Consider the following 26,672-nt stretch of genomic DNA (forward strand, 5'->3'; position numbering starts at 1 on the left):
CCTCTCTTTTGAGCCCGCCCCCCAATTCTTTGGGCCCCCCGCCCCCCGCGGCGCCCCCCCCGGCCCCCCGGGGGGCGGGGGCGCCGCCGGCCCCCCCCCCCCCCCCACGACGATGCCCGGCGTGTTCCGCGCGCGTCCGGTGGTCACGCCGTCCGGCACGTTCGGGCACCTGCGGATCTTCACGTTCAGCGTCGACGACCCGGACGCGTTCCTCGCCGAGTTCGTGCGGCTGGCGAACCTGTTGCCGCAGAACGGACTCATCGTCGACGTGCGCGACAACGGCGGCGGCCACATCTTCGCCTCGGAGTTCCTGCTGCAGACGATGACGCCGCGCCCGGTCCAGCCGGAGCCCGTGCAGTTCCTGAGCACGCCGCTGAACCTGCGGATCTGCCGCCGCCACGCCGAGGACCCGACCGGCCAGATCAACCTGGGCCCGTGGTTCCCGTCGCTCGACAGCTCGACCGAGACGGGCCAGGCGTTCTCGTGCTCGCACACCATCACGCCGGTCGACGGCGCGAACGCCGTGGGCCAGACCTACCACGGCCCGGTCGTGCTGGTCACCGACGCGCGTTGCTACTCGGCCACCGACATCTTCGCCGCGGGCTGGGCCGACCACGACCTGGGCCCGATCCTCGGCGTGGACGACAACACCGGCGCGGGCGGCGCGAACGTGTGGACGCACGGACTCCTGATGACCCTGCTGAAGATCCCGGCACCGCTCGACGCGGAGTCGCCGTACAAGGCGTTGCCCAACAAGGCGAACATGCGCGTGTCGATCCGCCGCACGCTGCGCGTCGGCAAGCTCGCCGGCACCCCGGTGGAGGACCTGGGCGTGCGCCCGACGCACCAGCACAAGGTCACGCGCGCGGACCTGCTGGAGGGCAACGTGGATCTCCTCGCGCGAGCGGGAGAGCTGCTGAAGGAGCAGCCCGTGCGGCGGCTCGGAGTGGCGGTCCAGGGAACGACCGTCTCACTGGACACCGTGAACCTCGACCGGGTGGACATCTACGTCGACGGCCGCCCGATGACCTCGCTGGACGTGACCGACGGCGCGCACACCGCGACGTTGACCGCGACCGGGCACGAGGTGCGGGTCGAGGGCTTCGCGGACGGACGGCTGGTGGCCGCGCGCAAGGTCGCCAGTTGATCGAGCGGGTGCTTCCGGTGTCTTCCACGACCGGAAGCACCCGCTCTCTCTTACATCAGAGCGTTTTCTCCAGCGCGCGCTTTCTCGACGCGTGCTTTTCTAGCGCGTGAACGTGAAAGCGCGGTCGGTGGCCAGAGCCGCCAGCTGCGCCTCGACGCCCGGCGTCCAGGCCTGCACCCACACGACCTCACCGTTGGCGCGGAAGTTCCGGGCCTCGGTGATGCCGAACCGGTCGTCCTTCGAGAAGACGGTCACGCCACCCCGGTGGTCGCTGACCTGCCCGGTGCACTGCGCGTGCTGCGCGCAGTACTCCTTCGGCGACCACGCGTGCATGCCCGGCGCGTTGACCTGCGTGTACGTCGTGACACCTTGGCCCTTGTAGGTCAACGTGACCGTGTTGCCCATGTACTGCATGTCGTCGAACACGCCCTCGGCCTCGCCGCCCCAGTTGCCGGTCGAGACGCCCTGCGCGCCGCGGAAGACCTTCGGGTAGGCCTGCTGCTGGCGAGCGGAGAACCCGTCCGCCTGCTTCTGCAGCTCCGCCTTGGTCTTGTGGACCGGCGTGATGTCCTTCGGCGGCCACACGAGGTCCCCGGAACCCTGTGCCGACGCCGATGCCGTGCCCGCGAGACCGATGAGTGCCAGGCCCGTCAGGGCAGCCGCCATCACCTTGCGCATGCGCATTTTCGAATCCCCCTGGTGAGTTCCTGCTTGCGATGGCTAAGACGCCACAAGATCACCAGAGGTTGCGTCGGTCACGACCAACCGCGCCCGGCCTCAGCCGACCCTGCCCTTGCGCCCAGGAGGCAGGACACCTCGCTCACGGGCCTTTGCCACCCACTTCCGCACGGTCTTCGGTGACACGCGAGCGAGTTCGGCGATGGCCGGTGCCGGATGGAGGCCCTTGAGGACGGCGAGCCGATAGGCCCTCGCAACAGTTTCCAGGAACTCGCCGGTGATCCGACTGCCGGCTGGTGGCGTGATGAGCGGAAACTCCTCGCTTTCGACATCGAACCCGTCGCGCTCCCTTGCTGCTGGCGCCTGCCGCACGGTCGAGTCGTGGAATTGTGCGAACCAGGCTTCCGCCACCCAGTTGTGCATCGCCTCCTGGATCCCTTTCTCGCGACGCCAGTTGCCACCTTTGACAGGTCCACCGCAGGTGTCGCACGCCCGACCGTCATGGGTCAAGGTTCCCCAAGTCGTCGCGTAGTGTCCTGCGAGCCTTCGGAGGTCGGGTCCGGGAGTCCTGAGACGCCTCTCCAGGTGATCCTCTTCGCCTACGACGACTGACGCGAGCAGACCGGTCGGCAACTCGCGAACCACGTCCGTGGGCAGAGGTTCACCCGCACCGTCGAGGTAGAGCTCGTACACGCGCCAAGTGCCGTCGGCGTGTTTGTCGAACCGCGCGTATACCGCACCGGGAAGACCTGCACCGTCCAGGCGAACCCAGCCGCCGTTTCCGTATCCGATCTGCATGAGGACAAGTCTGCGCCGAAGAGGGGTAAGTGAGCGCGCCTTACCCCTCGACCGGGTCAACTACCGTCGGTTCCGAAGCGTTTTGAACGATGAGCGGAGTCCGATGTGATCCTGGTTCTCGTCACCTGTGTGGTCGTGGCACTTCCGGTCTTGATCGCGGTGTGCGGCTCGGTCATGCCGCAGTCCGCCCATCGTCGACGCGATGCGTTGCGCGCATTGGAGCTGTTGATGAAGAAGCCGCGGAACAAGCAGCGGCAGCTGGACTGAGTACACCGACGCCCTACAACCACCCGCGCCGCATCGCCTGAACCCCGGCCTGGAACCGGGTCTGCGCCCCGCACCGGTCCATCAGCTGCCGCACCCGCCGCTGCACCGTCCGCGGCGCCAGCCCGAGCTGCCGCGCGATCGACTCGTCGGTCAGCCCGGCCGCGAGCAGCCCGAGCAGGTTCGGGTCCACGTCGGCCGCCGCCGCGTAGATGCCGCCGGGGCTGAACGGGATCCCCTTGTCCCAGTAAAGCTCGAACGTCGAGCGCAGCACGTCGAGCAGTGCGGACGGGCGGATCAGCAGCACCTTGTCGACCACGTCGCCGTTGACGACGGGGAGGACGGCGGCGTGCAGGTCGATGACGGCGAGCTTGAACGGCAGCGTCGGCGTGACGCGGGCGCGTTCGCCGGCCGCGACCAGGTCGATGATCTCCGTGACGCGGCCCGGGATGTCGACGGCCGAGCGGTCGTAGACGACCCGCCACTGCACGTCGCGCAGCCGCGTCTCGTCCTCCAGCGCGACGTGCTGGCCCAGCGGGGTCACGTACGGCGGCTGGTCGAGCACGCAGACCTCTTCACGGGCGCCGCGCAGCAGGGCGTGCCACAGCTCGCGAACGGCGTCCACTCCGGACACCACCTCGACGAACGCGTTGTCGGCGAGTTCCTCGTCGCGGTTGCGCAGGTACAGCTCCATCAGCGGGCCGACGTCCGCGCGGGCCCGGCGGTTCGCCTCCTCGCGGGCCGCGATCAGCGCCTCGACGGCCAGGTCGGGCGCGATGGCCTGCCACACGTCGCCGGGCAGGTGCCGGACGAGGCCGAGCTCCCGCATCTGTTCCAGCACGGGGACGGCGACGCCGACCTCGGCCGTGGTGCGGCTACCGCCCGTCACGAGCAGCTCGTAGACGGCGGAGAGCTCCGGGGATACGCCCAAGTGTCCGAACACGGCCATATTGTGCGCCATTCAGCCCAGCGGGCCTGTCGTGAACACGACAGTGTCGTCATTCGGACTCGCCTAGACCTGTTTTCGCAGGTGTGACGCGACTTACGGTCCCTCCACCTCCGCAGCCGGTTCAGAACACTGACGCCCTCAACGGCACGCGAAGGCCCTGCGTGGAAGGACCTCACGTGAACGGATTGCGACGCACGAGTGTGTGCGCCGCGGCAGTTTCCGCCGCCGTGCTCAGCGTTGTCGCCCCATCGGCGACCGCTGCCCCCGCCCAGATCCAGTCCCAACCGGACTCGACCCAGGTGAACCGCCCCTTCGAGCGGCTGATCGTCGGCTACAAGCCGGGCACCGCCGAGGCCTCGTCCGACACCGCTGCCTCGGACGACGCCCGCAAGAAGGGCAAGTCCGTGCACCGCCGCATGTCGAGCGGTGCGGTCGTCGTCGACCTCGGTTCGAAGACCACGAACGCCGACAACACCATCCAGGCGTTCAAGAGCGACCCCAAGGTCGCCTACGTCGAGCCGGACCTGCTGATGCAGCCGTTCGCCGAGCCGAACGACACCGAGTACTCCCGGCAGTGGGACCTCTTCGAGGCCACCGCGGGCATGAACGTGCCCGGCGCGTGGTCCAGCACCACCGGCTCCGGTGTGACCGTCGCGGTCATCGACACCGGCTACGTCGCGCACAGCGACCTGGCGGACCGGGTCGTCGCGGGGTACGACTTCGTCTCCGACTCGGCGCGTGCCCGGGACAATAACGGCCGTGACTCGAACCCGGCCGACCAGGGCGACTGGGCCGCCCGCGGCGAGTGCGGCACCGACGCCAACGGCCAGCCGGTGCCCGCGCAGGACAGCAACTCGTCCTGGCACGGCACCCACGTGGCCGGCACGATCGCCGCGTCCACCAACAACGGCAAGGGCATCGCGGGCATCGCCTACGACGCCAAGATCCAGCCGTTGCGCGTCCTCGCCAAGTGCGGTGGCGCCACCTCGGACATCGCCGACGCGATCACCTGGGCGTCCGGCGGGACGGTGAGCGGCGTGCCCGCGAACCAGAACGTCGCCAAGGTCATCAACATGTCGCTCGGCGGCAAGTCGTCCTGCTCCACCACGTACCAGAACGCGATCAACGGTGCCATCAACCGCGGCACCACGGTCGTCGTCGCGGCCGGCAACTCGAACGACAACGCGTCGCTCTACACCCCGGCCAACTGCTCCGGCGTGATCACCGTCGCCGCGTCGTCCCGTGAGGGCAACCGGACGTTCTACTCGAACTACGGCACCCGCATCGACATCGCGGCGCCCGGCGGCGAGACCCGTCGCGGCACCGACACCCCCGGCACCATCACCACGCCGGAGAACGGCATCTGGTCGACGCTGAACGCGGGCGCCACCACCCCCGGTGCCGAGAACTACAAGCCGTACCAGGGCACCTCGATGGCCGCCCCGCACGTCGCGGGTCTCGCGGCACTGCTGGTCGCCAAGAAGCCGTCGCTCACGCCGGCCCAGGTCAAGGACCTGATCAAGACCAACGCCCGTCCGCTCCCCGGCACCTGCTCGGGTGGCTGTGGCGCCGGTCTCGCCGACGCCGCGAAGACGGTGGCCGCGATCGACTCGACTCCGCCGCCCTCCGGTGGTCTGGAGAACACGACCGACGTCGCCATCCCGGACCGCGGCACCGCCGTGACGTCGTCCATCACCTCCACGGTGACGGGCAACGCCTCCGCCACCACCAAGGTCGGCGTGGACATCGTCCACTCCTACCGCGGTGACCTGGTGATCGACCTGATCGCGCCGGACGGCACCGCCTACCGGCTGAAGAACTCGTCCTCTTCGGACAGTGCCGACAACGTGGTGGCGACCTACACGGTCAACGCCTCGTCCGAGGTCGCGGCGGGCACGTGGAAGCTGCGGGTCCAGGACGTGTACTCCGGTGACACCGGGTACATCAACGCCTGGAACCTGACCCTGCGATAGCTCCACGAGTTCGCCGAGGGGCGGCGCCTCCCAGCCTGACTCTGGGGAGCGCCGCCCTTTCACGTGCACGGGTAACGTCGCCGTCATGGCCACACTGGTGACGTTCCACGCCCATCCCGACGACGAGTGCATCGTGACGGGTGGCGTGATGCGCAAGGCGTTCGAGGAGGGCCACCGAGTCGTGCTCGTCGTCGCGACGCGTGGGGAGGCCGGCGAGGTACCGGACTTCCTCGACGAGGGCGAGGAACTCTGGCAACGGCGCGTCGTCGAGACGCACGCGGCGGCCGACCTGCTCGGCGTCGAACGCGTGGAGTTCCTGGGGTACCGCGACTCCGGGATGATGGGCGACGCGCTCAACGACCAGCCCGGATCGTTCTGGACCGCGGACGTCGAGGAGGCCGCCCAGAAGCTCGCGGCCATCCTCGTCGAAGAGGACGCGAAGGTGCTCACCACGTACGACAGCTTCGGCGGCTACGGCCATCCGGACCACATCCAGACGCACCGCGTCGGCATGCGCGCCGCCGAGATCGCGGGCACCCCGGCGGTCTACCAGGCGATGGTGCGCGAGTCGGCGTTCCGTGAGGCGTTCGTCCGGGCGGGCATGGACCAGCCGCCGCCACTGGGCGAGGGCGCGGTGCCGGAGTCGGAGATCAACGTCGGCGTCGACGTCACGAAGTACCTGGAGGTCAAGCGGAAGGCGATGCGCGCGCACGCCTCGCAGATCCCCGAGCAGTCGTTCTTCCTGTCGCTCGACGACCCGACGTTCGCGCACGCGTTCGCCACCGAGTGGTTCATCCGCGAGGGCCACGGCCCCGCGACCGAGCTGGACCTCTAGAAAGCCGAGAGCGGGGGCGGTCCGAAGTGGACCGCCCCCGCTCTCGTTCGTTCAGCTAGTTCACGCGCTGCGGCGGCGACGCAGGAACAGCAGGGTGCCGGCACCGGCGCCCACCAGACCCAGACCCGCGAGCAGCAGCCCCGTCGGGGACGCACCGGTGGCCGCGAGGGGCGGCTCCGGGTTGCTGCCGCCGGGGGCGACCGGGGTCGTCGACGGAGCCTCGGAGGACGAGGGCACCTCCGGAGACGTGGCGACCGGCGTCGTGGTGGTCGTCGTCGGCTTGGTCTCCTCCGTCTTGGTCGGAGGGGTCTTCACGCACTTCGGCGTCGTGAGGGTTTCCTTGTAGTTGTACTTCTCACCGTCGGACGCGGTCACCTTGATGGTGAACGTGTGCTCGATGGTGCCGTCGGCCTCGAACTTCTTCGGCTCGAGCTTGTTGCCGACCTGCTCGCCCCAGTTCTGGCCGAACTTCTCGTCGACCAGGACCTTCTCGCCGTCCTTGATCAGCACGGTGTTCTTGTTGCCGCCCGCGTACTGGGTCAGCTTGACCTTCAGCACAGCCTTGTCCTTGACGCACTCCGCTGACGACACCGGGGTGTGCGCGCTGGCCGGGGTAGCCAGTGCCAGCGAAGCGAGGGCTGCGGTGGCGGTCACCGCGAGCGCGCCGAGAACTCTGCTTGCCATGGAGACTCCTGCTCTGCGTTGATGCGTGGCGGATCGAGTGCAACATTCATGATCTGAATCACCCGACCGGGTGAACCGCGCCACGCTAACAACTCAGAGCACGCAGAAGGTCACCGTATGACAACGCTACGGTGTCACCACGGAAAGATCCTCATGTTTTCTGTTAGGCCGATGACGCCCGCGACCAACCTCATCTGTTCGACGCCGCGCACGTCGGCGTCGAGCAGCCGTGGCGAGCAGATCATCACGGCGAGCACCTGGGCACGGGAGAGTGCCACGTTCAATCTGTTGCGTGACAAAAGAAAGTCCAGGCCACGGGGCAGGTCCACGGTGGACGACGACGTCATGGACATGACGACGGCGGGTGCTTCCTGGCCCTGGAACCGGTCCACGGTGCCCACTCGCGTCTCGGTGAACCCCGCCTCGGCCAGCCTGCGCCGGATCACCCGCACCTGCAGGTTGTACGGCGCCACCACCAAAACGTCCGCATCGGTCAGTTCGCGTGTTTTGCCGTTGTCCGTCCAAGTACGACCGACGATCGCGCGCACCGTGTCCACCACGGCTTCCGCCTCCTCGACGGACGACGTGATGTTGTGCCGGTGGTCGACCTCGCGCAGGTAGATGCCGGGCTCGATGCCGGAAATGGACCGATGTGCGGCCGATTCGTGCGAATGGAGCAGCCCGGCATAGGAAAGCTCGGACACGGGACGACACACCGCCGGGTGCATTCTTCGCGTCTCGGCCAGGAAATAGCCCAGGTGCGGGGGGATCACGTCCGCGTCGCCGAGCAGATGGCCCAGCGCGGACGCGTCCGAACCCGGCGGGTGCACGCCCTGCACGACCTGCGGCAGTTGCTGCGGATCGCCCAGCAGCACGAGGTTGCGGGCCGCCGTCGCCACCGCCACCGCGTCGGCCAGGGCGAACTGGCCGGCCTCGTCGATGATCATCACGTCGAACGGCTGCGCCTTGATCACGGCGTTGGAGAACGTCCACGCGGTGCCGCCGACCAGATGGCCCCGCGAGTTCTCCTCACGCCACTGCGCCAGCGCCGCGTTGTTCTTCGGCTGGGCCCACGGCAGGCCCTCCTCGGGCTTCTTCTCCTTGGGGCGCTTGGCCATCGGGATGTCCGGATCGACGCTCGACAGCACGTTCTCGACGGCCTTGTGCGACGTCGAGGTCACCGCGACCGTCTTGCCCTGGTCGATCAGGTGCCGCACGAGCTTGGTCGCGAGGTACGTCTTGCCGGCGCCGGGCGGGCCCTGCACCGCCAGCGTGCCGCCGTCGAGCTGGTCGACCGCCTTGATCACGGCCTGCACCACGTCGTCGTGCTGCGGCAACGGTTGCGCGGGCGGCGTGCGCAGCAGCAGGTCGATGCCGGGGTTGCGGGGGAGCAACGGCAGCAGTCCCACGGCCTGCTCGGCCAGTTCCGCGACGGCCTCGTCCTTGGGCGAGGCGGGCACCGGACTGCCCGGCAGCACCGCGATCGGCATCTCGCCGTGCTCGACCGCGTTGCTCTCGGTCAGCACCAGCTCGTACGGGTTGTCGTCCGACACGACGGCGTTGCGCGTGACGTTGCCGGGGTACAGCAACCGGACCTGCTCGTTCGCGCCGAACGGGTGCGGCCGCTCCGGGTCGATCCGCGCGTGCACCTGGCGCTTGTGCGTCCGGACCCGTCCGGCGGGCGGCACCCAGTCCTCGGCGCGCACCGTGATCGGCACCGCGCAGTGGGAGTCCGTCTCCAGGTCGGAGATCGGCGCCAGCGCCTGCCGGAAGAAGTCACCCCACGCCGGACTCGCCTCCCGCCGGTGGTACCCGACGGTCGCCGCGAACAGGTCGTGCCCCTCGGCCACCAGCGGTTCCGTCAGCGCCGCCATCCGCCGGGCCCGTTCGGCGGCCTTCTCCAGCGCCGCCTCGTCGCGTTCCTGCGGCGCCGTGGTCTCGATCTCGCGCTCGACCTTGATGCGGTGCAACAGGTCCCGCAGCCCGCGGGTGGGAACCTCGTCGTCCAGCAACGGTGCCAACGCCGGCAGCGTGTACTCCCGAGTGGACACCCGCAGCACCCGCCGGGTCAGCGCGCCGAGGTCGACGCACCGCCGCACCAGTTCGTCCACTTCGGACTCCAGCGTGGCCGTCCGCGCGGCCCGCCCGGCGAGGTCGTGCGGCGCGAAGTGGTAGACCGTGCCGGACGGTGTGCGGGAGACGAACTCCGCGAAGGTGCCGGACCACCCCGGCGTGCGGAACGTGTCGCCGTCGACCTCCAGGAAGACGTCGTCCTCGGCCGGTTCGGGCAGGTTCGCCAACGCCTCGGGCGCCACGACCTCGTACGTGGTCTCGCCGGTCCGCTCCTGCCGCACCTGGAGCCGGGCCTGCGCCGTCAGCGCCGTGAAGCTCGCCGGTGACAACGTCGCCGGGCGCTCCTCGGTCTCCGCGAGCGCGTCGATCGTGTCGATGCCGGCCGAGACGAGCTTGCGCCGCTGGTCGGCCCGCAGCCCGGCCACCAGCGACAGGTCCCGCGCCTGCTCACGTCCGGAGGCGCAGTGACGGGCGAACCGGCACCCGGTGCAGGCCGCCCGGACGTCACCCCAGGACCGGGACGGTGCAGGTGAGGGCGTCGCGAGCCGGACCCGCAACCGTCCGAGCAAGGGAGTGAAGTCGGCGATCCGGAACGTCGTGCGGCGCCCGTCCACGACCAGGTGCGCCCGCTCGGCACCCAGCGCCTGCGCGGCCGCGACCAGCGACAACACGGCCAGGGGAGTGGGCTCCGAGACCTCGTCGCACGGCTCGTAACCGCCGGCCGTGCGCACGAGGGTCCGGGCCGCGCAGTGGAACGTGCCGTCGAAGAAGACCGCGTTCTCGACCAGGTCCGCGCCCGCACGCATCTCCGCGGCGGTGCGTGCGGCGGCCTGTGCCAGCTCAGCGGGGTCACCCCGCCGCTCGTCACGCGCGAGGAAGCTGCGGTGCTCGCACTCGAGCAGGTCGACGAGATCGGACGGACTGGCGAGCATGGCTGCCGATGCTAGTGCCGCCCCCTGACAGAACGGGCGCGCGACCCGCGTTCATCCCCGAGACGCGGGTCGCGCGCACCCACCTGGAGCGGTGGTCTCAGACGTTCGCCTCCACGAGGTGCAGCAGGGCCTCGTGGTGCGTGTTCGGGTAGTCGTGCGGCCGGAACGGACGCGTCTGCGCCCTCACCAACGCCGCCGCGGCCGCCAGCTCACCGGTGCGCACCTCGGTGTCCCGGTGCAGGAACGCGAAGTGCGGCTCCCGCACCTCGTCGGGCCACAGCAGCGTGTGCAGCACCAGAACCCCCTGCTGCGGCCTGATCGCGGCCAGCGTTTCCTTGCCCCGCAACGCGAACTTCACGATCGCCGCGGACTTCGTCCGCTCCAGCGTCTCGCGCAGCAGCACGTACGAGCGCACGGCCAGGTCGTCCGGTTCGAGGTAGTAGCTGCGGTGCAACGCGACCGGGTCGACGTCGACCTGCGGCGCGAACTGCTGCACGTCGATCACACCGTCCTCCGGCGCCGGCAGGTCGCCCGGATCTATCTGCACGATCCTGCCGTCGTCGAGCTCGTAGCCCCGCCCGATGTCCTCCGGCATGAGCCGCAACGAGCACTCGCCGCACACCTGTTGATGGCGCACGCGACCGCTGTCCTCGCGATGCACGAGGTGCACCTTGCTGCGATGTTCGGTGGCGGCCGACACCAGCCGCACCGTCATCGTCGTCATCCCGAACCGAAGTGCTCCCCGCCACACAGTTCTCATGACAAATGAGTACTCGAACAGGTGTTCAACTAAGCATAATGCCTGATGAAAGGCCTCGTTCGGACGCGTCCGACAGGTGCCTCGGACACGTGTTTCCGACGAAAGTCACTCCGAAGGCCTACCACGACATCACCAGGGCGACGGCGCGTAGTCCTTCAGGAAGCAGCCGTACAGGTCCTCGCCGACCTCGCCGCGCACGATCGGGTCGTACACCCGCGCCGCGCCGTCTACCAGGTCCAGCGGGGCGTGGAAGCCCTCCTCGGCGAGCCGCATCTTCATCGGGTGCGGGCGTTCGTCGGTGATCCAGCCCGTGTCGACGGCGGTCATCAGGATGCCGTCGGCCTGCAGCATCTCCTCGGCGCTGGTCCGCGTCAACATGTTCAGCGCGGCCTTGGCCATGTTCGTGTGCGGGTGCCCGGAACCCTTGTAGGCGCGGGAGAACTGCCCCTCCATCGCCGACACGTTCACCACGTACTTGCGGCGGTACGACGACTTCGCCATCGACGCGCGCAGCCGCGAGATCAGCAGGAACGGCGCCGTCGAGTTGCACAGCTGCACCTCCAGCAGCTCCACCGGATCGACCTCGTCGACGTTCTGGATCCACGAGTTCACCGCCGCGGTGTCCGGCACCAGGCCGCCCGCGTCGATGTCCTTCGAGCCCGCCATCAACGCGAGCGTCGTCACCGAGTGCGCCTCGGGCACCGCCGTGCCGGGCAGTGCGAGCTGGCCGTGGCCGCCGAACGAGATCAGCTCCGGACGGGCGGCGTCCCCGGTCAGCGCGTCGTGCTCGGCGTGGGCCAGCGGCGCGTACGCGCCGGCGGAGCGGCGCACGGTCTGCGCGGCGTTGTTGATCAGCACGTCCAGCGGGCCGCGGGAGGCGACCTCGTCGGCCAGGGCCAGCACCTGGGCCGGGTCGCGCAGGTCGATGCCGACGATCTTGAGCCGGTCGATCCAGTCCTCGGCGTCGGGCATCGTGGCGAACCGCCGCGCCGCGTCCTTGGGGAACCGGGTGGTGATCGTGGTGTGCGCGCCGTCACGCAGCAGCCGCAGCGCGATGTACATGCCGATCTTCGCGCGGCCACCGGTCAGCAGCGCGTTGCGGCCGCTCAGGTCCGTGCGGGCGTCGCGCTTGCTGTGGTTGAACGCCGCGCAGTCGGGGCAGAGGTTGTGGTAGAAGGCGTCTACCTCGACAAACCTCTTGCGGCACGTGTAGCAGGACCGTGCGCGCAGCAACGTGCCGGCGGTGGCGCCCTGAGCGGTCGACACGAGCGGGAGGCCCTGCGTCTCGTCGTCGATGCGGTCCGGCGACCCGGTCGCGGTCAGCGCGGTGACGGCGCGGTCGTTGGCCGTGATGGCGGCCTTGCGCTCGGTTTTGCGGAACTTCTTCGCGGCCTTGAAGATCTTCGCGGTGGCCCGGCGGACGCGCACGGCGTCGTCGTGTTCCGCCGGCAGGTCCTCGACCTGGGCAAGCACGCGCAGGCAGACTTCCAGCTCTGCGGGGTCGATCGAGGTCATGAGCAGGCATTTTACGGGGAGCGGGGGGTGGTCCGGTGACCGGGCCCGAGCTGCTGGTGCTGTGGGACATCGACAACACGCTGATCTCGGCGCGGGGTTTCGGCGGGCTGATGTACCGAGAGGCGTTCCGGACGGCGTTCGGCAGGGAGCTGACAGGCCCTGTCGACCTGGGTGGCCGCACCGAGGTCGACATCATCGAGGAGACGTTGCGCCTGCACGGCATCGAGCACACGGACGAGGCCGCACAGCTCCTCAGCGACGCGCTGGCGAGCTCGTTCGAGACCCGCCGAGCCGAGCTGCCCGGCCACGGCGAGGTCCTGCCAGGGGCGTTGGAGGCCCTCCAGCACTTCGCCGGCGACCCGCGCGTGCACCAGGGCGTGCTGACGGCGAACCTCCGCAGCGTCGCGCTCATCAAGCTGCAGGAGTTCGGGCTGGCCCACCTCGTCGACTGGGACGTCAGCGCGTTCGGCGACGAGCACGTGGATCGGGCCGAGCTGGTCACCTTCGCCCGTGAACGCGCCCGGCGCATCCGGCGGTTCGCCCACGACGAGGTCGTGCTCATCGGCGACACCCCGCACGACGTGTACGCCGCCACGAAAGCGGGGGTGCGGCTCGTCGCCGTCGCGACCGGGCGCAGTTCGAGACAGGATCTCCACCGAGCTGGGGCCCAGATCGTGATCGACGACCTCAGCGACCTGGAACTGCTGGCCAGCAGCGTGTGGGCGCCCTGAGACGGGTCTGAACGGCTCTGGCCTCGCCTCGATCACGGCGTTATGGTGCGCGGCATGCCCACAGCAGGCGGCCCGACAGTCAAAAGGCTGTCCCAGCCGGACGCCGACATCAAACCCAAGGCCCTCGGACTGCCCCGAGGCCGCACGGTGATCTCGGTCTTCGGCTCCACAGAAGACATCGAGACGGATCTCGCCGCGAAGTTGTTGCCGGTGCTCAGATCCGTCGTCGTGACCGCGGCGCGCAACGGCGCCGTGTTCGTCACCGAAGGCACCGACCGAGGCGTTGTCCACTTGCTGGGCATGGCTTTGCAGGCGTGCGAGCAGCGCTGGCCCGTCGTGATCGGGGTCGCGCCGAGCAGCAAGGTGCACGACCTCACCGAGGCCTCCACCAACGGTCAGGTAGCGCTGGAACCCAACCACAGCGTCGCCGTCATCGTCCCCGGTTCGGAGTGGACGGACGCGACGCCGGTGCTGTTCCGCACGATCGACGCCGTGCGCAACAAGAAGCCCGTCGTCGCCCTCGTCGTCGGAGGCGAGAGCGAGCAGGAGGTGGTCGACCACCTCAGCGGCGACAACCCGTTGCTGGTGCTCGCCGGCACGGGCGGTCTCGCGGACCGCATCGCGACGGGGGACCTCAAGGGTGACCTGGCGGTGCTCGTGCGCAGCGGCAAGATCTTCGTCGTCCACGTCGACGAGGGCGCCGGCAAGGCCGTCACCGCGCTGGAACGGCTGCTGGGCAAGGAGAAGCCCGTCAAACCGCCGCGGATCCTGCCCAAGGTCCGGTACCGGGCGCCGGAGGCGCGGCCGCTCGTCGACCCCGGTTTCGTCGTCGCGTACCCGACGCTCGCGGACGCCATCCACGACGCCAACCAGGTCGTCGCGCCCGCGTTCCAGGAGCTCGACGCGGAGGCGGAGGTCGAGCAGAACCGCTACCGCCTGATGGCCGTGCTCGCGATCGTGGGCGGCCTGACGACGACGGTGTTCGCCGGGTTGCAGACGTGGCTCGCCGACACGCCGTGGCCCGGTGTGCTCGTCGTGGCGGGTGGCGCGTTCGCCGCGGCCATCACGATCGTGGCGCGCAAGCGCGAGTCGCTCGACAAGTACCTCACCGCCCGGTCGCGCGCGGAACGCCTGCGGGCGCTCTACTTCGCGCACCTCGCCTCCGTCGCGCCCGCCACGGACGAGGAACGCCAGGACAAGGTGGCCGACCTGGAAGCTGCGGTCAGCAACCGCAAGCACGAAGTGGTGAGGACATGACCGACAAACAGCGCCAGGCCCAGTTCGTGGAAGCCTATCTGCGCCACCGCTTCCAGGACCGGCTCGACCACTTCGAACGCGGCCGCAAGCGCTACTCCCGCGCTCGCACGTGGACGGTCGCGCTCGCCGCGGCCTTCTTCATCGCCGCCGCCGCGGCCGCCGCGATCGGCATGGCCGACGGGCCGCGCAGGGCCATGTGGTCTTTCGTGGCAACGACTTTGGCCGCGCTGGGCACCGCGATGTCGCTCTACGAGGCGACGTTCGGGTTCCGTCGCCTGGCGCGGGAGAGCGCCACCACTTCCGTTGCGCTGCAACGGCTCGCGGTGGACGGTCCCACGCCGGACGATGTGGACGACGAACGGCTGGTTGCATTTGTGACCGAAGTGGAGTCGGTGCTGAGGTACGGCAGGTAAAGCCGAATCCCGGCATAAATGATCACCGGTAGACTCCAGGAAAGCGCTCCCACGGTTTACACGCTGCGTGGGTGATCGATTACGGTAAGCACAAGTTCTGGTGTTTCGGTCACCCAGTTGCCATGATGACCACATCCCCCGATGCGGAAGCAGGCACGACATGACTTGGGCGCGTCCCGCGATCGCCGAGCCCGAAACCGGCACCTTCGCCGAGGCCAAGGCTCTGGAAAAGGAGCACAGCACGATTCAGAACAGCAAGGCGGCACGCACCGTGGCCTGTCACGCCACGGACGCGCTCGACTGCGCCGACCTGCTGGAGATGCTGGGCCTCAGCGCCACGGAGGGCAAGGTCCGGGTGTAACCCCGCGACTGGATCCACCACTCGGCCACCAGCAGGTTCACCACGAACGACAGCCAGTTCGCGGTGGCGAAGAGCAGCAGCCCGTCCCCGTCGGGCATGAGTGCGCCGAGTGCGAGGCCCCAAAGGCGACCCGTCACGGCGGCGCCGGTGAGTGCGAAACCGCGGATCATCCAGATGCGGTGTTCGCCGAACTGGCGCCGCCGTGCCGTATTCAGGCCGTGGACCGCGGTCACGAACCAGAGCACTGACAGCACCGTCAGCGGTGCCGACGACGCCAGGCCGGCCAGGGACAGCTGCGCGCACACCACGCCGAGCAGAGACGACGGCAGGACGGCCCCGAAGTAGACGCGGCCCATGACCCGGTGCACGCGCGGGTGGCGGGCTCTCAGGCCCGGCCAGAACTGCGAGACACCCGCCAGGACGGCGACCGTTCCGGTGAAGATGTGCGCGACCAGGAGCCCGTAGTGAACGGCCCCGTGCAGCGGCGGCCGCGACTGCTCCACGTCCAAGGTGACGTACGCGCTCGCCGCGAAGATCGTTATCGCGACGCAGACGAATCCCGACACCGCCAACCAGGCGGCATACCCCCTCGAAGTTTTCATGCTCGTAAGGGTGTCAACGGTTTCACTCGAACGCGCTGGGGTGCGCCCCCGAGCAAGCAGTGGGGTGCGCCCTACTGGGATGATGGGACTCATGCGGACGGTCGAGATCTCCGAAGAGCCGATCAGGCTAGGACAGTTCCTCAAGCTGGCTCAGCTGGCCGAGGACGGCGGACACGCCAAAGTGCTCATCGAGGACGGAGAAGTCCACGTCAACGGCGCTGTGGAGCTGCGGCGCGGCGCCCAGCTGAGGCACGGCGACGTGGTGGTTGTCGAGGGTGACGAAGTGCGCATTTCCGTTCGGCCGTAGGCTGTTGCTCCGTTCAGCGGTAAGTGCATGCACAATCGCAGTCGATCAGACTAGGGCCCGAAGGCCTGTTCTGAACGATTACCTCGCGACATACGTAACCTTTATGTCCCTTGTGGACATCTGGAAACGCGTTACGTCGCTTTGGTTTCCAAGTGGTGAGACGCGCGTCACGTCCGGTATTCGAACTTCGGGAAACTTTTTTCCAGGGTCTGTAACGCCGATCCCGGTACGCGCGAATCACCGGTTGCGAGCTTCGGCTGCCGATCCAGTTTCGACGGCGCTGGCGAAGATCGCGGAGTCCTAAGAATCAAGGTCCTCGGGGTGACCTGTGCACGTGCACGTCCGGAATCGCCGCTGAGCCGGGGAGATCAGAACGATGAGTGAGCAGGTCCGCGCTACCCGTGACGTCGCTGACGTCGAAGGGTCGCGCTCCACGCTCAATCCTCTGTCGGAACACAGACAGACGCACCCACCCGTTGCCCGCTGGGAAAGCCGCTACCGCTATGCCGTGATCACCGCCGACGTGCTGACCGTTGCCCTGGTCGTCCTCGCCGTCGGTGCGGTCATGAGCATGCGTCACACAGCCTTCGGCCCGCTTTCCCTTGCTCTGCTGGACATACTCACAGTAGTCCTCGTCGTTGGCTCGCTCGCCATCAACCGAGTGTGGACACCGACGGTCCTCGGCCAGGGAGCCGAGGAGTTCCGAAGACTCGGCCGGGGTTTGTTCGGTGCCGTCGTGGCGCTCGGCCTCGGAGCGCTCGCCGTCGACATCCCCGGCGCTCGCCTGTGGATCTTCGTCGTAGTCCCCGCGATCGCCCTGGTCGCGTTCCCCATGCGCTACCTCCTGCGCCGCCCGCTGCACCGCGGCCGCAGTGAAGGACGTTTCCTGCTCTCGGTCCTCGCCGCAGGCAACCTGGACACCGTCGAGGACCTCATCCACCGCACCAAGCGCGTCGCCCACCTGGGCTGGCGCGTGGACGCGATCTGCACGATCGACGGCCGCGGCCGCTCCGGCACCGATGTCGACGGCGTGCCCGTCGTCGGCCAGCTGCGCGAGCTCGCCGAGCACGTCCGCCGCGGTGGGTACCGCATCGTCGCCGTCACGCCCGATGCCTACTGGACACCTCGCCGTCTCCAGCAGCTCGCGTGGGCACTCGAGGGTTCCGGTGCCGAAATGGTCGTGTCGCCCGGACTCATGGAGGTCGCCGGCCCGCGACTGCACATGAGCGCCGTGCTCGGCATGCCGCTGCTGCGCGTGAGCGAGCCGGCACTGAGCGGGTTCCGCCGCCTGGTCAAGGAGGTCGTGGATCGCGTCGGAGCGTTCCTCCTCCTCGTCCTGCTGGCGCCGCTCATGTTCGCCGTCGCCGCGTTCGTGATGATCGACAGCCGTGGACCCGTGTTCTACCGCCAGAAGCGGGTCGGCAAGACCGGTGTCCCGTTCACGATCATCAAGTTCCGCACCATGGTGACCAACGCCGACGCGTTGCGCGCCAGGCTCGCCAGTGTCGACGAGGGCAACGGCGTGCTGTTCAAGATGAAGAAGGACCCTCGCATCACCAAGGTCGGCACGTTCCTGCGCCGCTACTCGATCGACGAGCTGCCGCAGCTGTTCAACGTCCTCGCGGGCAGCATGTCGCTCGTCGGTCCGCGCCCGCCGCTGCCGGAGGAGACCGCGAAGTACTCCTCGGACGTGCGGCGCCGCCTGCTGGTGAAGCCCGGCCTGACCGGTCTGTGGCAGGTGAGCGGCCGGAGCGATCTCTCGTGGGAGGAGTCGATCCGCCTCGACCTGCGCTACGTCGAGGACTGGTCGCTCGCACTCGACCTCGTGATCATGTGGAAGACCTTCCGCGCCGTCTTCGGCGGCCAGGGGGCTTACTGATGGGGAACCAAGACGTGATTGGCCTTGCCGTCATCGGAGCCGGGTACTGGGGGCCGAACCTCGTTCGCAACGCCCAGGCCACTCCGGAGCTGCACCTCCGCTACCTCTGCGACCTCGACGTCGAGAAGGCCCAGCGCGTGCTGGGCCAGTACTCGACGGTGCGCGCCACCGCCTCGCTGGACGAGGTCCTCGCCGACCCCGAGGTCCACGCGGTCGCCATCGCGACACCCGCGGCCACGCACCTGCCCGTCGCCCTCGCGGCGCTGGAGGCCGGCAAGCACGTCCTCGTGGAGAAGCCCCTCGCGGCCAACTTCGAGGACGGCCTCAAGCTCGTCGAGACCGCCGAGCAGCGCGGCCTCACGCTGATGCTGGACCACACCTTCGCGTACACGTCGTCGGTGCAGCACCTGCGCAAGATCATCCGCGGTGGTGACCTCGGCGACATCCAGTACATCGACTCGGTGCGCATCAACCTCGGTCTGGTGCAGCCCGACGTCGACGTCCTCTGGGACCTCGCCCCGCACGACCTGTCGATCTTCGAGGCGATCCTGCCCGACGACGTCACCCCGGTCGAGGTCTCGGCGCACGGCTCCGACCCGATCGGCGCCGGCGTCGCGTGCGTCGGCCACCTCACCGTGCGGCTGTCCAACGGGGCGATCACGCACGTGCACGTGAACTGGCTGTCGCCGACGAAGATTCGCACGATGGTCATCGGCGGTTCGCAGCGCACGGTCGTGTGGGACGACAACAATCCCGCGCAGCGGCTGTCCATTTACGACCGGGGTGTCGACCTCTCCCCGGAGCAGCAGAAGATCTCCTACCGCACCGGCGACATGGTCGCGCCGGCGTTGGTGGAACGCGAGGCGTTGCGCACGATGATGGCGGAGTTCGCCGCGTCCATCACCGAGAAGCGCGCACCGCTGACCGACGGCCGCGCGGGTCTGCGCGTGCTGGCGGTGCTGGAGGCGGCGTCGGAGTCGCTGCGCTCCGGCGGGGTCTTCGTTCCCGTTCAACAAGTTGAAGGCAAGGTGTCTTGATGACCGCCCAGAACGACTTGGGCCAGCCCATCACGGGCCAGCGCGCGCTGGTGACCGGCGGAGCGGGCACGATCGGCTCCTCGGTGGTGGACCAGCTCGTCGAGGCCGGCGCGGCCGAGGTCGTCGTGCTGGACAACTTCGTGCGCGGCCGCCGCGAGAACCTGGCGTCCGCCCTGGAGTCCGGTGTCGTCCGCATCGTCGAGGGCGACATCAACGACAAGGCCCTGGTGCGCGAGCTGACCGAGGGCAAGGACCTCGTCTTCCACCTCGCCGCCATCCGCATCACCCAGTGCGCCGAGGAACCGCGGCTCGCGCTGGAGTGCCTCGTCGACGGCACGTTCACGATCCTCGAGGCCGCCGCGGCCGCCGGGGTGAAGAAGGTCATCGCGTCGTCGTCGGCCTCCATCTACGGCCTCGCGGAGTCGTTCCCCACCGACGAACGGCACCACCCGTACAACAACGACACCTTCTACGGCGCCGCGAAGGCGTTCAACGAGGGCATGCTGCGCAGCTTCAAGGCCATGTACGACCTCGACTACGTGGCGCTGCGCTACTTCAACGTGTACGGCCCGCGGATGGACGTCCACGGCCTGTACACCGAGGTGCTCATCCGCTGGATGGAGCGCATCGTCGACGGCAAGTCGCCGCTCATCTTCGGCGACGGCGCCCAGACGATGGACTTCGTGCACGTGCACGACATCGCCCGCGCCAACATCCTCGCGGCCAAGGCGCCGGTCACGGACACGGTGTACAACATCGCGTCCTCCCAGGAGACCTCGCTCAAGGAGCTCGCCCTCGCGTTGCTTGCCGCGATGGACTCCGACCTGCCGCTGGAGCACGGCCCCGAGCGCAAGGTGAACGGCGTGACGCGCCGCCTCGCCGACATCAGCCTCGCGGCCACCGAGCTCGGGTGGAAGCCCGAGATCGAGATGGACGGCGGACTGCGCGACCTCGTCGCGTGGTGGCGTGCCGAGAAGGCCGCCGCCGAGAAGAACGCCGCCGAGTAACACCCGAGAGCCGCGGCCGTGGCGCCGCCGACACCCCCAGGTCGGCGTGCGCCGCGGCCGCACCCCGGTACGAACGTTCGCCCGGCCCGTTCGGAGGGCACGGCGGACGCGGTACGACAGTCGTGCGGGTGGAGTTCACCGCCGTCGAACTCCACCCGGGCAAGGCACGAAGTCCGCTCGTGCAGGGGCTCTACCGCCGTAGGGCCGCTGCCACGTCGCGGGCGCGGCACCAGGTCCGCGTTCGGCTGGCACTCCAGCCGTGCGGGCGCACCACGAAGTCCGCGTGCGGCCGGAGTCCCGGCCCGCGGACGCACCCCAGACGTCCGCGGGTGCCGTCCTGCTCCACACCGCCGTCGAGCAGGCCGGCACCCGCCGACACCCAGGCCACCGATGAAGGGCAGTACCAGTGATTCCGGTTATGCGGCCATTGCTCGGTGAGGAAGAGGCGCTCGCCGCCGCCGAGGCCGTCCGGTCCGGCTGGGTGGCGCAGGGCCCGCGGGTCCGCGAGTTCGAAGAGGCGTTCGCCGCGTCGGTCGGTGCCGCCCACGGTGTCGCCGTGTCGTCGTGCACGACCGGCCTGCACCTGGCCGTGCACCTGCTCGGCATCGGCCCCGGCGACGAGGTCGTCGTGCCGTCGTTGTCGTTCATCGCCACCGCGAACTCGGTGCGCTACACCGGCGCGACCCCGGTCTTCGCCGACATCGAGGCGGAGACCGGCAACCTCAGCGCGTCCACAGTGGAGCCGGTGCTCACCGAGCGCACCCGCGCTGTCATGGTCGTGCACCAGGCCGGCGTGCCCGCGGACGTCGACGCCATCAAGGCGCTGTGCGAACCGCGCGGCATCGCGGTCATCGAGGACGCGGCCTGCGCGGCGGGTTCCACCTACAAGGGCAAGCCGGTCGGCACGAACGCGCTGCTGGCCGCCTGGTCGTTCCACCCCCGCAAGCTCCTCACCACCGGTGAGGGCGGCATGGTCACCACCGACGACCCGGACTGGGTCGTGCGGCTCAAGCGCCTGCGCGAGCACGGCATGAGCGTCTCGGCGGCCGACCGCCACCACGGCGGCAGCGCCGTCATCGAGCAGTACCTGGAGACCGCGTTCAACTACCGGATGACGGACATCCAGGCCGCCGTCGGCCTGGTGCAGTTGTCCAAACTGGACGCGATCATCACCCGTCGCCGTGAGTTGGCCGCGCGTTACCACGAGTTGCTGGCGGACCAGGACATCACGACCGTTCGTGACCCTGAGTACGGGACGACGAACTACCAGTCGTTCTGGGTCTGGCTGCCGGAAGGCGCCGACCGTCAGGAAGTCCTTGCGGGCCTTGCCGAACGCGGCGTGAGCGCACGGCGCGGAATCATGGCGTCACACCTCGAACCCGCCTACTACGGCCACCCCACCACGGAGCTGCCGGCGACCGAGGCCTTCACGGCCCGGACGCTGATCCTTCCGCTCTTCCACGACATGACCGAGTCCGAACAGGACACGGTCGTGTCAGCGTTGTCGGAAACTCTCCACACATCCCGGCTGACCGTGCGTGGTTGAAAGATAAAGATTCAACCCTCACTGGAACATTTTTGTGTTGACACGTAACAGTTTTAACGAGATCGCCGACGTTCGGAGTAGCAGCCCTGTGCTGTCCAGCGTAGTGCGCGGATCACACACGGTAACTCCGTCCGAGAGGTGAAACCCAATGGTGGCTCAGCAGTCGCGTCTCGTGCGGGTGCTTGTGATCACGGCATTAATCGCATCGACGATGTTCGTGCTCGGCGTCTTCAACCCTCCGAAGGCCAACGCCGCTCCGTGTGACTTCCCGGTCACCAACAAGGTCGCGTGTGAGAACACGCAGACCGGGGCGGACAACTGGCAGGCCCAGTACCGGGACGACACGATCCTCGGGTACACAACGGACATCAGCTACAACATCGGCCAGACCGTCAGCTTCAAGATGCTGACGTCGGCCTCCTCGTACAAGCTCGACATCTACCGGATGGGCTGGTACGGCGGCAAGGGCGCCCGGTACATGGGCACGGTCAACCGGAACACACCGCAGAACCAGCCACCATGTCTGCGGGAAGCGGCGAGCGCGCTCATCGACTACGGCAACTGGGCCGTGTCGGTCACCTGGAACATCCCGTCCACCGCGGTCTCCGGCATCTACTACGTGCGCATGACGCGCAACGACACCGGCGCCGAGAACGAGATGGCGTTCGTCGTCCGCGACGACAGCTCCCAGTCGAAGATCTTCTTCCAGACCTCCGACGCCACCTGGGTCGCCTACAACCGCTACGGCGGCAACAGCCTCTACTTCGGTGACGGCCCCGGCCAGGGCGGTTCCTCGTACAAGGTCAGCTACAACCGCCCGTACACCGGCGGCGACGGCGACGAGAACTTCATCTTCAACGCCGAGTACCCGATGCTCAGGTTCCTCGAGCGCAACGGGTACGACATGAGCTACACGACCGACGTCGACTCCGCCCGCCGCGGCCACCTGATCAAGAACCACAAGGTGTTCATGGCGGTCGGCCACGACGAGTACTGGTCGAACGAGCAGTGGAACAACGTGATGGCCGCCCGTGACGCGGGTGTGCACATGGCGTTCCTGACCGGCAACGAGATCTTCTGGAAGACGAAGTACGACAAGAGCATCGACTCCTCCCAGACGGACTGGCGCACCATCGTCTGCTACAAGGAGACCAAGGGCGCGCAGAACGACGGGGAGAACACCTGGACCGGCACGTGGCGCGACCCGCGCTACAGCCCTCCGCAGGACGGCGGCAGACCCGAGAACGCGTTGCTCGGCAACATGTTCACGGTGAACGGCCGGCGTGACGACTCGCTGCAGGTCCCGGCCGCGTACGGCAAGATGCGGCTCTGGCGCAACACCGACCTGGTCAACCTGGCCGCGGGCACCACGTACACGTTCCAGCCCGGCACGCTCGGCTACGAGTGGAACACCGTCTACGACAACGGCTTCCAGCCCGCCGGCGTCGCGCAGATGTCCCGCACGACGGTGAACCTCGACGGCTACTACGCGCTGAAGAACTACGGCGACGAGTACGGCTCGAGCACCGAGACCCACGCGATCACGTACTACCGCGCGCCCTCCGGTGCGCTGGTGTTCGGCGCGGGCACGGTCCAGTGGGCGTGGGGCGTCGACGACGAGCACGCGTTCCCGACCAACACCCCGACGTCGGACAAGCGGATCAAGCAGGCGACCGTCAACTTCCTCGCTGACATGGGCGTCCAGCCCTACCAGCTGTGGGCGGCCGACCAGCTGACCATCTCCGGCGCCATCAACGACAACGCGGCACCGGGCGTGCAGATCACGACGCTGCCCGCGCAGTCGACGGTCGGCCAGCCCTACACCTTCAGCGGCACCGTGATCGACGCCGCCGGCAAGGTCGCGGGCGTCGAGGTCTCGACCGACGGCGGCACCCGCTGGCACTACGCGACCTGGCAGGCCGGCCAGACGTCGTGGAGCTACACCTACACGCCGAACCAGTCCGGCACGGCACAGATCAGGGTCCGCGCGGTCGACGACTCGCTGAACCTGTCCACGCCCGTGTCCGCGACGCCGACCGTCGGCGCCAAGACCTGCCCGTGCGGCATGTTCTCCGGCACGGAGGTCCCGAAGGTCACCTCCGCCGACGACAGCTCGCAGCTCGAGCTCGGCGTGAAGTGGAAGGCCGCGAGCAACGGCTACGTCCGCGGCGTGAAGTTCTACAAGGGCACCGGCAACACCGGCACGCACACCGGCAGCCTGTGGTCCTCCAACGGTGACCTGCTCGCCACCGGCACGTTCTCGAACGAGAGCCCGACGGGGTGGCAGACGCTGCTCTTCCCGCAACCCGTCGCGGTGAACGGCAACACGACGTACATCGTCAGCTACTACACGCCGACGGGGCACTTCGCCTACGACACCGGCGGGTTCTACCAGCAGCAGGCGTACATGCAGCCGATCACCGGCCTGCAGTCCGGTGTGGACGGACCGAACGGCGTCTTCCGCTTCGGCGCCGGCTTCCCGAACCAGACGTTCGACCACACCAACTACTGGGTCGACGTGGTGTGGGCGACGGACCCCGGTCCCGACACCCGCGCGCCGCTCCAGAGCGCGATGTCCCCGGTGGCCAACGCCGGTTCCGTCGCGCTGAACACCACGGTGTCCGGCACGTTCGACGAGAACGTGACGCTCTCCTCGGCCCAGGTCACGGTGACGGGTCCGTCGGGTGCGGTCACGGGCACCAAGTCGATCTCGAACGACGCCCGCACGATCACGTTCACGCCCTCGGCACCACTGGCGGCGGCCACGGCCTACACCGTCACGATGAGGGCCGCGGACGCGGCCGGAAACCTGTCCTCGCAGGCGAACTGGACGTTCACGACAGGCTCGCCGCGCCCGGCGACCTGCCCGTGCACCGTCTGGGACGACTTCGCGGCACCGGCGGTCGTCGACTCCGGTGACACCAGCGCGGTCGAGGTCGGCACGAAGGTCCGCTTCGACGGCAAGGGCGAGGTGCTCGGCGTCCGCTTCTACAAGGGCACCGGCAACACCGGTTCGCACACCGGCTCGCTGTGGACCTCCACGGGTCTGCTGCTCGCGACCGGCACGTTCACCGGGGAGACCACGTCCGGCTGGCAGAAGCTGATGTTCACCTCACCGGTCCAGGTGCAGGCGAACACGACGTACGTCGTCTCCTACACCGCGCCCAACGGCCGGTACTCGGTCACCTCCGGCTACTTCAACGGCCAGGAGGCGAGCTACCAGTCGCTGCACGCGCTGCAGAACGGCACGGACGGCGGCAACGGCGTCTACAAGTACGGCGCCGGCTTCCCGAACAACTCCTACAACGCGACCAACTACTGGGTCGACGTCATCTACCGCAACGGCCTCAACGGTGACACCACGCCGCCGACGATCACGAACCGCACGCCGGCCGTGAACGCGACGAACGTGGGCCTGCAGAGCGCGCTGTCGGCGACGTTCAGCGAGCCGGTCGACCCCGCGTCGGCGCAGATCTGGCTGAAGGACCCGAAGGGCGGCAAGCTGTCCGGCTCGGTGTCGCTGTCCGGAGACCAGAAGACGGTCACCTGGACGCCGTCCGCCAAGCTCGTGTCGGGTACGCAGTACCAGGCGCACGTGGGCATCGCGGACGTCAACGGCATCGCGATGACGGCTGCCGCGGAGTGGAACTTCACGACGACCACGACGCCGACCTGCCCGTGCTCGCTCTTCAGCACGGCGACGGTGCCGGACGAGACGTCCGCGGACGACTCGGGCGCCTACGAGCTCGGTGTCCGGATCACCCCGACCCAGTCGGGCCAGATCACCGGTGTCCGCTTCTACAAGGGATCCGGCAACACCGGCACGCACACCGGCAGCCTCTGGAACGCCAACGGCCAGCGCCTCGCCACGGGCACCTTCACGGGTGAGACCGCGACGGGCTGGCAGACGCTCACGTTCGCCCAGCCGGTGATCGTCAGCTCCGGTCAGACCTACACCGCCTCGTACACGACGACCACCGGGCACTACGCGGTGAACGCCGGGTACTTCGGGACGGGCCCGGTCACGTCCGGTCCGCTGACGGCGCCGCAGGAGACCAACGGCGTCTTCGTTCCGGGCAGCGGGTTCCCGACCATGACGTACGGCTCGGGCAACTACTGGGTCGACGTGATGTACCAGCCCAACGCCGACAACGTGGCCCCGGTGGCGCAGTCGCACACCCCGCTGGCGGGTGCGCAGGCCGTCGCGCTGAACTCCACGGTCACCGTGTCGTTCGACGAGCCCGTGGACCTCAACTCGGCGCAGTTCGACGTCACCGACCCCGGTGGCGCGAAGATCGCCGGCACGAGGTCGCTCTCGCAGGACAGCAGGATGATCACGTTCACGCCCGCCGCCAGGTTCGCGGCGTCCACTGTGTACTCGGTGAGCGCCAAGGCCGCGGACACGTTCGGCAACATGATGGCCAACCCGGTCACATGGTCGTTCACGACCGCGACGACGCAGACCTGCCCGTGCTCGTTGTTCAGCGCGGCGACGGTTCCCTCGGTAACGTCGGCGGACGACAACGGCGCGTACGAGCTCGGCGTGAAGTTCACGTCGGCGACGAACGGGCAGATCACCGGCGTGAAGTTCTACAAGGGAGCGGGCAACACGGGTACGCACACCGGATCGCTCTGGTCCTCGGACGGCCAGCGCCTCGCCACCGGCACGTTCTCGAACGAGACCGAGTCCGGCTGGCAGACGCTGACCTTCAGCTCGCCGGTGACGATCACGGCGAACACCGAGTACACGGCCTCGTACACGACCACCACGGGCCACTACGCGGTCAACGCGGGCTACTTCGGCACGGTGACCTCACCGCCGCTGACCGCCTCGCCGTCCGCCGGTGTGTTCACGGCCGGGTCGGGCTTCCCGACCTCGACCTACAACGGTGGCAACTACTGGGTGGACGTGGTGTTCCAGTGA

At 68.7% G+C, this 26,672-nt stretch carries 22 protein-coding genes; 13 read left to right on the forward strand and 9 right to left on the reverse strand.

Annotated elements, in window-relative coordinates:
• The first annotated feature begins 121 nt into the window (after nt 1-121).
• Nucleotides 122-1,147, forward strand: a complete 1,026-nt coding sequence (locus tag ACWF7A_RS14335; protein WP_452250893.1) for a S41 family peptidase — start codon at nt 122-124, stop codon at nt 1,145-1,147.
• A 99-nt stretch (nt 1,148-1,246) separates the two neighbouring features.
• On the opposite strand, the gene ACWF7A_RS14340 is transcribed toward ACWF7A_RS14335, so the two are convergent.
• Together ACWF7A_RS14340 and ACWF7A_RS14345 are read right to left on the reverse strand one after the other, a co-directional pair.
• Nucleotides 1,247-1,831 carry a hypothetical protein gene (locus tag ACWF7A_RS14340; protein ID WP_452250894.1) on the reverse strand — a complete coding sequence of 195 codons (585 nt, stop codon included), beginning with the start codon at nt 1,829-1,831 and terminating at the stop codon, nt 1,247-1,249.
• A 93-nt stretch (nt 1,832-1,924) separates the two neighbouring features.
• Nucleotides 1,925-2,623 carry a hypothetical protein gene (locus ACWF7A_RS14345; RefSeq protein WP_452250895.1) on the reverse strand — a complete coding sequence of 233 codons (699 nt, stop codon included), beginning with the start codon at nt 2,621-2,623 and terminating at the stop codon, nt 1,925-1,927.
• 105 nt (nt 2,624-2,728) lie between these two features.
• Here ACWF7A_RS14345 and ACWF7A_RS14350 point away from each other — a divergent pair, with 105 nt between their 5' ends.
• Nucleotides 2,729-2,890, forward strand: a complete 162-nt coding sequence (locus ACWF7A_RS14350) for a hypothetical protein (RefSeq protein WP_452250896.1) — start codon at nt 2,729-2,731, stop codon at nt 2,888-2,890.
• 13 nt (nt 2,891-2,903) lie between these two features.
• Here the strand turns inward: ACWF7A_RS14350 and ACWF7A_RS14355 are convergent, their stop codons facing one another.
• Nucleotides 2,904-3,830: a LuxR C-terminal-related transcriptional regulator gene (locus tag ACWF7A_RS14355; protein ID WP_452250897.1), complete on the reverse strand. Its 927-nt coding sequence runs from the start codon at nt 3,828-3,830 to the stop codon at nt 2,904-2,906.
• A gap of 182 nt (nt 3,831-4,012) precedes the next feature.
• On the opposite strand from ACWF7A_RS14355, the gene ACWF7A_RS14360 reads away from it, so the two are divergent.
• Nucleotides 4,013-5,809: a S8 family peptidase gene (locus ACWF7A_RS14360; protein WP_452250898.1), complete on the forward strand. Its 1,797-nt coding sequence runs from the start codon at nt 4,013-4,015 to the stop codon at nt 5,807-5,809.
• A gap of 85 nt (nt 5,810-5,894) precedes the next feature.
• On the forward strand, nt 5,895-6,644 hold the full coding sequence (locus ACWF7A_RS14365; protein ID WP_452250899.1) for a PIG-L family deacetylase: 750 nt from the start codon (nt 5,895-5,897) through the stop codon (nt 6,642-6,644).
• 60 nt (nt 6,645-6,704) lie between these two features.
• Here the strand turns inward: ACWF7A_RS14365 and ACWF7A_RS14370 are convergent, their stop codons facing one another.
• The 4 genes from ACWF7A_RS14370 to ACWF7A_RS14385 form a co-directional block, all read right to left on the reverse strand.
• Nucleotides 6,705-7,328 carry an LPXTG cell wall anchor domain-containing protein gene (locus tag ACWF7A_RS14370; RefSeq protein WP_452250900.1) on the reverse strand — a complete coding sequence of 208 codons (624 nt, stop codon included), beginning with the start codon at nt 7,326-7,328 and terminating at the stop codon, nt 6,705-6,707.
• A gap of 134 nt (nt 7,329-7,462) precedes the next feature.
• Nucleotides 7,463-10,333 carry an AAA domain-containing protein gene (locus ACWF7A_RS14375; protein ID WP_452250901.1) on the reverse strand — a complete coding sequence of 957 codons (2,871 nt, stop codon included), beginning with the start codon at nt 10,331-10,333 and terminating at the stop codon, nt 7,463-7,465.
• A 97-nt stretch (nt 10,334-10,430) separates the two neighbouring features.
• Nucleotides 10,431-11,093, reverse strand: coding sequence for a non-homologous end joining protein Ku (gene ku, locus ACWF7A_RS14380; RefSeq protein WP_452250902.1), 663 nt, complete (start codon nt 11,091-11,093; stop codon nt 10,431-10,433).
• A 129-nt stretch (nt 11,094-11,222) separates the two neighbouring features.
• Nucleotides 11,223-12,608, reverse strand: coding sequence for an SDR family NAD(P)-dependent oxidoreductase (locus ACWF7A_RS14385; protein WP_452250903.1), 1,386 nt, complete (start codon nt 12,606-12,608; stop codon nt 11,223-11,225).
• A 35-nt stretch (nt 12,609-12,643) separates the two neighbouring features.
• Between ACWF7A_RS14385 and ACWF7A_RS14390 the strand changes: the two genes are divergently transcribed.
• The 3 genes from ACWF7A_RS14390 to ACWF7A_RS14400 are packed head-to-tail and all read left to right on the forward strand — an operon-like array spanning nt 12,644 to nt 15,009.
• Nucleotides 12,644-13,339: an HAD family hydrolase gene (locus ACWF7A_RS14390; RefSeq protein WP_452250904.1), complete on the forward strand. Its 696-nt coding sequence runs from the start codon at nt 12,644-12,646 to the stop codon at nt 13,337-13,339.
• A gap of 54 nt (nt 13,340-13,393) precedes the next feature.
• Complete coding sequence (locus ACWF7A_RS14395) at nt 13,394-14,596, forward strand: DUF4231 domain-containing protein (RefSeq protein WP_452250905.1); 1,203 nt, start codon at nt 13,394-13,396, stop codon at nt 14,594-14,596.
• Nucleotides 14,593-15,009 carry an SLATT domain-containing protein gene (locus tag ACWF7A_RS14400; protein ID WP_452250906.1) on the forward strand — a complete coding sequence of 139 codons (417 nt, stop codon included), beginning with the start codon at nt 14,593-14,595 and terminating at the stop codon, nt 15,007-15,009. The genes ACWF7A_RS14395 and ACWF7A_RS14400 overlap by 4 nt, the downstream gene beginning before the upstream one ends.
• A 279-nt stretch (nt 15,010-15,288) precedes the next feature.
• Here ACWF7A_RS14400 and ACWF7A_RS14405 read toward each other — a convergent pair whose 3' ends face one another.
• Nucleotides 15,289-15,972, reverse strand: a complete 684-nt coding sequence (locus ACWF7A_RS14405) for a DUF2306 domain-containing protein (protein ID WP_452250907.1) — start codon at nt 15,970-15,972, stop codon at nt 15,289-15,291.
• Between the two features lie 91 nt (nt 15,973-16,063).
• Here ACWF7A_RS14405 and ACWF7A_RS14410 point away from each other — a divergent pair, with 91 nt between their 5' ends.
• From ACWF7A_RS14410 to ACWF7A_RS14425, 4 genes are all read left to right on the forward strand, one after another.
• A complete protein-coding gene (locus tag ACWF7A_RS14410; protein WP_452250908.1) occupies nt 16,064-16,279 on the forward strand; it encodes an RNA-binding S4 domain-containing protein in 216 nt (71 codons plus the stop codon).
• A gap of 376 nt (nt 16,280-16,655) precedes the next feature.
• Nucleotides 16,656-18,158: a sugar transferase gene (locus ACWF7A_RS14415; protein ID WP_452250909.1), complete on the forward strand. Its 1,503-nt coding sequence runs from the start codon at nt 16,656-16,658 to the stop codon at nt 18,156-18,158.
• A 14-nt stretch (nt 18,159-18,172) separates the two neighbouring features.
• Entirely contained in the window at nt 18,173-19,195 is a 1,023-nt protein-coding gene (locus tag ACWF7A_RS14420) for a Gfo/Idh/MocA family protein (protein ID WP_452250910.1), read from the forward strand.
• Nucleotides 19,195-20,202, forward strand: a complete 1,008-nt coding sequence (locus ACWF7A_RS14425) for an NAD-dependent epimerase/dehydratase family protein (protein WP_452250911.1) — start codon at nt 19,195-19,197, stop codon at nt 20,200-20,202. The genes ACWF7A_RS14420 and ACWF7A_RS14425 overlap by 1 nt, the downstream gene beginning before the upstream one ends.
• 190 nt (nt 20,203-20,392) lie before the next feature.
• On the opposite strand, the gene ACWF7A_RS14430 is transcribed toward ACWF7A_RS14425, so the two are convergent.
• On the reverse strand, nt 20,393-20,590 hold the full coding sequence (locus ACWF7A_RS14430) for a hypothetical protein (RefSeq protein WP_452250912.1): 198 nt from the start codon (nt 20,588-20,590) through the stop codon (nt 20,393-20,395).
• A gap of 30 nt (nt 20,591-20,620) precedes the next feature.
• Between ACWF7A_RS14430 and ACWF7A_RS14435 the strand changes: the two genes are divergently transcribed.
• Both ACWF7A_RS14435 and ACWF7A_RS14440 read left to right on the forward strand, forming a co-directional pair.
• Entirely contained in the window at nt 20,621-21,748 is a 1,128-nt protein-coding gene (locus ACWF7A_RS14435) for a DegT/DnrJ/EryC1/StrS family aminotransferase (protein WP_452250913.1), read from the forward strand.
• Nucleotides 21,749-21,896: 148 nt separating this feature from the next.
• Nucleotides 21,897-26,672 (forward strand): DUF4082 domain-containing protein, encoded by a 4,776-nt coding sequence (locus ACWF7A_RS14440; protein WP_452250914.1) that lies wholly within the window; start codon nt 21,897-21,899, stop codon nt 26,670-26,672.

Source organism: Lentzea sp. NPDC055074, assembly GCF_053608005.1.